Here is a 1695-nt window from a genome sequence, read left to right as displayed (position 1 = left end):
CGGTCAGCGCATCGATGTCGGCGCCGGCGTCGAGCAGACGCTCGATCGCCGCGGGGTTCGCCTCCTGTGCGGCGAAGTGCAGCGGCGTCCAACCGTGGATATCGGGAAGGTTGACGTCCTCGGCCACCAACAGCCTGGTGATGGTTTCGAGGTCGCCTTCCATCGCGGCGTAGTGAAGGGCTGTCCTGCCCCATTCGTCGAGGTTGGTCATCTGTCTTCCCTTCGATGAGATCGGTTTCCAGTCGAGTCCTCGACATGGAATCGTTCGGGGTGGGCGTTGACCTCGGCAGCCATCTGTTCCTGGGTCAGGCCGCGGGCCTGCGCGTCAGCGATGATCTTTCGATTCTCGTAACCGCTGTTCTGGCCGAAATCCCAGCCTGGCTTGACTGGGTACCGGACACCGTTGGCTTCGTCGATGTAGTACTGGCCCTTCGCGTCTTTCGGAAGCTGGATAGTCTCGGGATGATTGACAGCCAGGGCAAGGAGCTCGAGGCGGCGGGGATCTCGCGCAGGGGCGGCCACCAGCTCGTTGCAGTCGGCGCGGTACAGAAATGTCGGTGTCGGTCATCGCCGCACCGCCGCAACAACATTCAGCGCGCGTACGGTTGGGGTCCGAAATCCGACTACCCGAGGAGCACCGCGATGGTCCAGACTGGCCTGCCCGCAATCATCGAGCTGGAAGACGTTCTGATCCCTGAGACGAGCAACTACTACATCAACGATCGCCGACACATCGTCGTCGCACTCGCGTTGTTCGTGGAAACGGTCACGCTGCACACCGTCATGGTCGTGGGCGAAATCCCCTCCGGACCAATGTCCGATCACCTCGTTTTCGGTCTTCGCGATGAACGTGGCACGGAGTATCCGTGGATCGGTGGCGGCCAGGGCGGCGGAGGTGGCGGGGCGTCCCACGAAGCGCGTACGCAGTTTCGTCGACCGGATGACCACCGGCCCCAGGCACTCACGGTGTTCTGGACGGTCATCAAAGCCGACGGCGCGAAGCAGGTCGGCGACAACCTCTTCACTGTGACCGTGCCGTCGCGCGCCTAGCGCACTCAAACGGCAACAGACCCCGAACAAACAACAGCGGATTCGGGGTTCGATCCCTACTGTCGCCCACCGCTTGACTGAGGTGGGAACCGCACGCGGCCAGCGAGGGTCGCCGCGACGTCTAACGGAGTAGTCATCGACGATACGAGAAGTTGTCCGAATTGCCGGGAACCCCAGCCAAGGGTACGGCGTCCAACCAAACATGAGCCCCGAAGACCGTACTGCGCTGATCGAGGCAGGCTACGACCCAGACGACCCCGCTGTTGTACAGCGCATGATGACGGTCGAGCGTGGCCTGGGTTTGCTCCGCCAACGATGGCACGCACACATGCGCCCGGCGTCCACAGCCCCTAGCGATCAGACAGCGGAGAGGTGGCGAGACACGGCAACCGAAAGCGCCCGCTTCCGGTCGAGCGAGCACGTGGCGGCAACAACGCCGCCAGCGCCGTAGAGGTCCGGACGTGCGTCGCGCTAGCCGTCGCGCGCGGCCAGTACCGCCGATGCGAGCTCGCGATGCCAATCGAGCGTCCCACCGCATCTCATCGGCGAGATTGCCGACGATCGACCCGACGTGAAGGGGACATCGCGAGGTAGCCGAGCACACCGACCGACACAAGGCCGCGTGTACGTAAGAAACGATATAGT

The 1695-nt window shown here is 63.5% G+C and carries 3 protein-coding genes; 1 reads left to right on the top strand and 2 read right to left on the bottom strand.

Annotation, left to right across the window (positions count from 1 at the left end):
• The coding region (locus tag ACFWPJ_RS30115; protein ID WP_378856495.1) for an ankyrin repeat domain-containing protein at positions 1-211 on the bottom strand (211 nt) is incomplete at its 3' end.
• Positions 208-522 (bottom strand): GH-E family nuclease, encoded by a 315-nt coding sequence (locus ACFWPJ_RS30110; protein WP_378856493.1) that lies wholly within the window; start codon positions 520-522, stop codon positions 208-210. The genes ACFWPJ_RS30110 and ACFWPJ_RS30115, both read right to left, overlap by 4 nt.
• Before the next feature lie 120 nt (positions 523-642).
• Between ACFWPJ_RS30110 and ACFWPJ_RS30105 the strand changes: the two genes are divergently transcribed.
• Positions 643-1050 carry a hypothetical protein gene (locus ACFWPJ_RS30105; protein ID WP_378856491.1) on the top strand — a complete coding sequence of 136 codons (408 nt, stop codon included), beginning with the start codon at positions 643-645 and terminating at the stop codon, positions 1048-1050.
• The last annotated feature ends 645 nt before the right edge of the window (positions 1051-1695 follow it).

Origin of the sequence: Nocardia sp. NPDC058497 (genome assembly GCF_042720195.1) — a bacterium.
Lineage (GTDB): Bacteria > Actinomycetota > Actinomycetes > Mycobacteriales > Mycobacteriaceae > Nocardia.
This window is presented reverse-complemented; position numbering and strand designations above follow the sequence as displayed.